Raw genomic sequence first — 5,345 nt, forward strand, 5'->3', positions numbered from 1 at the left:
CGCCGACGCCGCCGGATGGACGTCGCACCGACCGAGCCGTCGGCGTTCCTCCGCGGCCTCGTCACGGCGACCCGAGAGCAAGCGGACCGGCTCGTCGACGCCGCTCCGGACGGCGAGGCCGGCGACGACATCCGAACGTTCACGGACAACGTCGCGGAGAACGCCGACGAGGTCACGACACAGCTCGACGGCGCGGAGTTCGGGACCTTCGACGTGGTGCGCGCGGCCCTGAACTACAACTACTCCTGGAAGCTCTTCGCCGGGAAGCGCCTTCGGGCTGAGTACGGCGACGCGCTCTCCGGGCCGGCCGACAGTGCGCTCTCCGAACTCGTCGAGACCCTCGAACTGTTCGGGCCGGCCCGCGAGCACTTCAAGACGCTGTACTTCCAGTGGGAGCTCTCGGAGCTGTCGCGGGCGCTGCTGTACGTCGCGGTGCCCGCGCTCGGCGTCTCCATCGGCGTGCTGTTGCTGTTCAATCCGGCGGCGTACCCGGGACAGCTGTTCGGCGTCAACCACGCGTTGCTCGTGGTGAGCGCCGCCGCGACCATCTCGGTGTGGCCGTTCGCGCTCCTGTTGGCGTACATCCTCCGCATCGTCACGGTCACGAAGCGCACGCTCTCCATCGGACCGTTCATCCTCCGGGAGACGGACCGCTCCGGGGAGGTCGATTACAGCGAGTAGGGCGGGGGCAGCGGCCGGACTCGGTAGACGGCTTACGGCGCGGGGCCCCGACCAGAAGCGAACCCGGACCGGCGTTACTCGTCGACGAAGTCGGGGTCGGTGCGCTTCGCGTCGACTTCGCTGTCGAGGTGCTCGAGGAACGTCTCCAGGTCGACGTCGTTGCGTTCCCGCTCCTGGCGGTCGCGCACCGACACGGTGCCCGCCTCCTCCTCGTTGTCGCCGAGGACGAGCATGTAGGGGACGTTGTCGTCGTGGGCCTGCTGGATCTTCCGGCCGACCGTCCAGTCGCGGTCCTCGACGGTCACGCGGTAGCCCTCGAGTTCGTTCTTCACGCGGTGGGCGTACCCGAGGTTGTCGTCCGTCACGGGGAGGATGCGGACCTGCTCGGGCGCCAGCCACGTCGGGAAGCGGCCGTTGTAGTGCTCGATGAGCACCATGAAGAACCGCTCGTAGCTCCCGTAGAGCGCGCGGTGGATCATCACGGGCTGGTGGGCCTCGTTGTCCGACCCCGTGTACTCGAGGTCCAGGCGGTCCGGCATGTTGAAGTCCAGCTGGACGGTCGGGCCGTCCCACGTGCGGCCGAGCGCGTCCTCGAACGCGAAGTCGATCTTCGGGCCGTAGAACGCGCCGTCGCCGGGTTCGAGGTCGTAGTCGACGTTCTGCTGGTCGAGCACGTCCCGGAGCTGGGACTCGGACTTCTCCCAGATCTCGTCGCTGCCGACGGACTTCTCCGGTCGCGTCGCGAGCGCCACCTCGTAGTCGAGGCCGAAGGTGTCCAGGACCTCCACGATGAGGTCATGATGCGCCGGACCTCTTCCTCGATCTGGTCGGCGCGCGCGAACACGTGGCCGTCGTCGATGGTGAACGCCCACACGCGGGAGAGCCCGGAGAGCTCGCCGCGCTGCTCGCGGCGGTACACCTTGCCATCCTCGAAGTACCGAACGGGGAGGTCGCGGTAACTCCACGACGACTGGTCGAAGATGGTGGCATGGCCCGGGCAGTTCATCGGCTTCAGCCCGTACTCCTCGTCGTTGACGTCGAGGAGGAACATGTCGTCGACGTAGTTGTCGTAGTGCCCGGACTGCTTCCACAGCTCCGTGCGGAACAGGTGCGGGGTCTCGACTTCCTCGTAGTCCATGTCCCGGTTGAGCCCGTGGACGTAGTCAGAGAGCTCCCGGAGCACGGTCTTGCCCGCGGGGTGGTACAGCGGGAGGCCGGGGCCGGTGACGTCCGGGATGGAGAACAGGTCCATCTCGGAGCCGAGTTTCCGGTGGTCGCGCTCCTTGGCCTCCTCGCGGCGCTCGAGGTACTGCTCGAGTTCGTCCTCGGTTGGGAACGCGGTGCCGTAGACGCGCGTGAGGGTTTCGCGTTCCTCGTCGCCGCGCCAGTACGCGGCCGACGTCTCCAGCACCTCGAAGCCGCCGATTTCGCCCGTGGAGTCGACGTGCGGGCCCTTGCAGAGGTCCTCGAAGCCGTCCTGGCGGTAGAAGCTCACGGGGTCCTCGCCCGCCGCCTCGGTCTCGAGAATCTCGCGCTTGAACGCGTTGTCCTCGTACGTCTCGAGGGCGTCCTCGCGGTCGTACGCCACGCGCTCGACGTCGTAGTCGGCGTCGATGATGTCCTCGGCCTCCGCCTGGATGGCCTCGAGGTCGTCGGCGTCGAGTTCGACGTTCGCGACGTCGTAGTAGAACCCCTCCTCGGTGTACGGACCGATGGTGAGTTTGGCGTTCGGGTGGTTGCGGAGGATGGCCTGCGCGAGCACGTGCGCTGCGGTGTGTCGGAGCGCGTCGAGGTACTCGTCGCTGTCCTCGGTGACGATCTCGATCTCGCAGTCCTCGGTGATTGGCGCCTCCTTCGCGACGAGTTCGCCGTCGATCTTCCCGGCGACTGTGTCACGGCCGAGGCCGGGGCCAATTTCGAACGCTACGTCCTCGACCGTCGCTCCGGACTCGACGTCCAGCGTGGACCCGTCCGGGAGCGTCACAGTGACGGAACTCATGTGTTCGTCGTTGTTTCGCCCGGAGACACCCATAAGCCTGTTGAGACGGTGCGACCGCGTGACGGACCGCCGACAGACGTAGGAGGGCGGCGCTGTCCCGGGCCGCCGCGCCGTTCGCGACGAATCTGCGAGCGGTCCTGGAGAACGCAGCGAGGGGCTTACGTCTCTCGGGCGCCGGTGCCGGGCCGGTCGACGGCCTGCAGGTCGATGTGGCCGGCGGGCATCGGTACGCCCTCGAAGTCGTCGCGGTCGAGCAGCAGGGAGCCGTCGAGGTCCGCGTAGTCCAGCAGCGGCGCGAGGTGGCAGGCCGCCGCGATGGACGCGTTGGACTCCGCCATGCAGCCACACATCACTTCCAGGCCGTGCGCGCGGGCGGTGTGAATCAGCCGCCTGGCCTCCCGGAGGCCGCCGGTCTTCATCAGCTTCAGGTTCGCGATGTCGCAGCGGTCGGCGATCTTCGGGACGTCGCTGGCGACGACGCAGGACTCGTCGGCTGCGATGGGGAGCGTGGAGCGCTCGTAGACGTACTTCAGGCCCTGCGTGTTCTCGGCCGGCACTGGCTGTTCGACGAACTCGACGCCGTACTCGTCGAGCCACTCCATGTTCCGGACGGCCTCCTTGGGCGTCCACGCCTCGTTGGCGTCCACGCGGATGGTGGCGTCGGGCGCGGCCTCCCGGACCGTCGAGAGGAGTTCCTCGTCGCGGGGCGTCCCGAGTTTCACCTTCAGGGTCCCGTACCCGCGCTCGCGGGCGGTCCGGGTCTTCTCCCGCATCGTCTCCGCGTCGTCGATGCCGATGGTGTAGGAGGTGTCCAGCGACTGCGCGGGGTCCAGCCCCCAGTACTCGTACAGCGGCAGGTCGGCGCGCTTGGCCGCGAGGTCGTGGACGGCGATGCTGACCGCGGTGCGCGCCGCGGGGTTGTCGTTGACGACTTCCCGCATCCCGGTCTCGACGCGCGCGACGTTGTGCGGGTCGCCGACGCGCTCGACGACCGACAGCAGGTCCGGGAGCACCGCCTCGACGGTCCCCACGGTCTCGCCGTAGTGCGCGGACGGGCCCGCACCACCGATACCGACGGTTCCGTCGTCGTCCTCGACGCGGACGACGACCACGCCCGCGGACTCCTGGGTGCCGCGGGAGATGGTGAACGGGTACTCCAGCGGGAACTCGCGGACGTCGTACGTCGCCTTCATCGAATCACCTCGAGGACGGAGTCCGGGCCGAAGCGAACAGGATCGTCGGCGGGCGCGTCGATGACGTCCGCGAAGTCCGCGATAGCTTCCCGCGCGACCGCGTCGCTCTCGACGCCGCGCGTGTTCAGCATGCCGCCGACGACCTCCGCGTCCGCCACGGGTTCGGCGAACGCCTCGTAGCGGTCCACGAACGTCGCGACCGGCGGGAGGGCCTGGTCGTAGCCGTGCACGGAGTCCCGGCCGTGCTCGTGGCAGAGCACGAGCTGGTCCGGCATCGCGCCGTGGACGATGCTCGCAGTGACCCCGGAGTACCCCGGATGGACCAGACTCGCCTGCCCCTCCACGAAGACGTAGTCGTGGTCCGCGCCCGCCTCCAGCACCATGCGTTCGACGGCGCCGGCCGCGAAGTCCGAGACGACGCGGTCGACGGGGATGCCGTCGCCCTCGATGAGGATGCCGGTCTGGCCCGTCGCGACGAACGCCGCGTCCAGGCCCTCCTCGCGCGCGTGCTCGTAGAGTTCACGGGTGGCGGTCATCTTCCCGACCGAGCAGTCGGTGCCGACAGTCGCGACGACGGTGGCGTCCACGCTGTCCGCGACGCCGTCCGCGACGCCGACGTCCGTCGGCGGCTTCCGAACGTCCCAGAGCTCGCAGCCGTGTTCGACCGCGAGACTCGCGAACTCCTCGTCGTCCTCGAGGAAGTAGTGGAGCCCGGAGTAGACGTCGCAGCCGCGTTCGAGCGCGTTCCGGACGTCCGGCCGCCAGGACTCGTCGAACCCGCCGCCGATGGGCGCGATGCCGATGACGAGTGCGTCCACGTCGTCGGTGACGTCGGCCATCGACGCGACGATGGGGGCGTCCTGCACGTCCGCGACGTGGTCGTGGACGCGCGAGCCGTCGTTGTTCCGGTCGATGACGGCTTCCACGTCGTAGTCAGCGTAGCGGAGGACGCCGATTGCCGTCTTCGCGCGGCCCGGGAACTTCTCGTGGGCGAGGAGTGCGACTTTCATACGACGACGGAGGCCGGCGGCGGCCTTAAACCTCCGTCCGGTGGCAACCCAGAGGTCGCTGGGCCGACACGAAGAAACGCGCGCTCGGCCGCCTACAGCAGCGACAGCGGCACCGTCCAGAACGCGTCGTGAGCGTCTTCGAGCGCTTCCTCGGGCTTCCCGGTGGCGTCGACGGCGGCACTGGCGTCCGCATCGAACTCGTCGAGCAGCGTGCCCTCGCCGACGACGAACACGCGGTCCGCATCGACGGCCGACAGCGCCGCCTGGCAGGCGTCGAGGTGTTCCCGGATCTGGGAGTCGCGGCGGCGCTCGAAGCGGTCCTGGGAGTACCCGCCCTTTGAGTGCTTGCTCTTCACGTCGCTCGTGAACCCCTCGAAGTCGACGCGCTCGGGACGCCCAGGCCCGCCCGGGGCAGCCGGCTCGGGCGCCTCGAAGACGCCGAGCGCCTGAGGAGGTTGTGGA

Annotated in this window: 3 protein-coding genes and 2 pseudogenes; 1 reads left to right on the top strand and 4 read right to left on the bottom strand. The window is 69.0% G+C overall.

Features of this window, described 5'->3' with window-relative positions; translation table 11 throughout:
• Positions 1–681, top strand: a pseudogene (locus tag GRX66_RS16300) (hypothetical protein); the annotation flags it as partial.
• Positions 682–755: 74 nt separating this feature from the next.
• Here GRX66_RS16300 and thrS read toward each other — a convergent pair.
• From thrS to GRX66_RS16320, 4 genes and pseudogenes are all read right to left on the bottom strand, one after another.
• Positions 756–2,680 (bottom strand): annotated as a pseudogene (gene thrS, locus GRX66_RS16305) (threonine--tRNA ligase).
• 158 nt (positions 2,681–2,838) lie between these two features.
• The gene (locus GRX66_RS16310; RefSeq protein ID WP_159527471.1) at positions 2,839–3,873 is read right to left on the bottom strand and encodes a dipeptide epimerase; all 1,035 of its coding nucleotides are present in this window, start codon (positions 3,871–3,873) and stop codon (positions 2,839–2,841) included.
• Complete coding sequence (locus tag GRX66_RS16315) at positions 3,870–4,883, bottom strand: DUF1611 domain-containing protein (protein WP_159527472.1); 1,014 nt, start codon at positions 4,881–4,883, stop codon at positions 3,870–3,872. Before GRX66_RS16315 ends, GRX66_RS16310 begins: the two co-directional genes overlap by 4 nt.
• A 92-nt stretch (positions 4,884–4,975) precedes the next feature.
• A partial coding sequence (locus tag GRX66_RS16320) for a Vms1/Ankzf1 family peptidyl-tRNA hydrolase (RefSeq protein WP_267903095.1) occupies positions 4,976–5,345 on the bottom strand: 370 nt, incomplete at its 5' end.

Origin of the sequence: Halobacterium bonnevillei (genome assembly GCF_009831555.1) — an archaeon.
Taxonomy (GTDB): Archaea; Halobacteriota; Halobacteria; order Halobacteriales; family Halobacteriaceae; genus Halobacterium; species Halobacterium bonnevillei.

What these genes read in the sequence shown, in the direction of transcription:
- GRX66_RS16310 (WP_159527471.1), bottom strand. Translation starts at nt 3,873, where the DNA reads ATGAAGGCGACGTACGACGTCCGCGAGTTCCCGCTGGAGTACCCGTTC.
- GRX66_RS16315 (WP_159527472.1), bottom strand. Translation starts at nt 4,883, where the DNA reads ATGAAAGTCGCACTCCTCGCCCACGAGAAGTTCCCGGGCCGCGCGAAG.